Raw genomic sequence first — 840 nt, forward strand, 5'->3', positions numbered from 1 at the left:
GGTGAGCGGTATCTACCTTTGTGCCAACAAGCATTGGATTTGTTGCAACAAGGGCAGGTGTTGGTCAATGAAGAGCAGCAATCCATCAGTGGGGAAGTTCGTATCGCGGTGTCTTCTGAGATGGGGCGCAACCTGATGCGCGTTTTGCTTAATGATGTAATGGACAAGCATCAAGACCTGTCATTGAGGCTCCATGTGAGTGATAGCCGAACCGATTTTTACCGCGATGGGGTCGATGTGGCATTACGAGCTATGACTAAAGGTGCCGCGCAAGAATCCAACTTGTATGGATTTAAGATCTGCGATATCCCTCATGTTCTATGCGCTTCTCCTGATTATATTGAAAATCATGGTCGACCTTTGGTTCCTGATGATTTATATCAACATAAAGCCTTGCTCTACAAACTGTACGAAGTCGTGCACGACGGTTGGGATCTTTATTATGGTGATCAAAAATACAGAATAAAAATGAACAGTGATCGAGCTGTGAATGATGGTGATATTGTTCGTCGGTGGTGTATTGATGGGGTGGGGATAGCGAAGAAATCCGCTATTGATGTCGGTGAAGATTTACTCGCGGGCCGATTAGAGAGGATATTAGTTAATAGCGATATACCACTGACCGAAATGTGGCTGATATTACCGAGTCGTCAGTTGATCTCTCCAGCGATTCGATTAATACGTGATGAGCTAAAAGTCAGGATTCACCAGCTTCGCGACAACTTGCTTGAGCAAGGGTTGATTGAAACTCGTGAATGGCCGTTGGATAACTAGCTATGGTCGCCAATAATTGTTCTAGAGACAAGCTAAACCAGCGTTTGCCATACTTCAGTTAATTCG

Annotated in this window: 1 protein-coding gene; it reads left to right on the top strand. The window is 44.8% G+C overall.

Going from position 1 to position 840, the window contains the following annotated elements:
* Nucleotides 1–774: substrate binding domain-containing protein (locus AB4486_RS23240; RefSeq protein ID WP_372118886.1), on the top strand; the 774-nt coding region annotated here is incomplete at its 5' end.
* Between the last annotated feature and the right edge of the window lie 66 nt (nt 775–840).

It is taken from the genome of Vibrio sp. 10N.222.55.C6, assembly GCF_041473395.1.
Lineage (GTDB): Bacteria > Pseudomonadota > Gammaproteobacteria > Enterobacterales > Vibrionaceae > Vibrio > Vibrio crassostreae_C.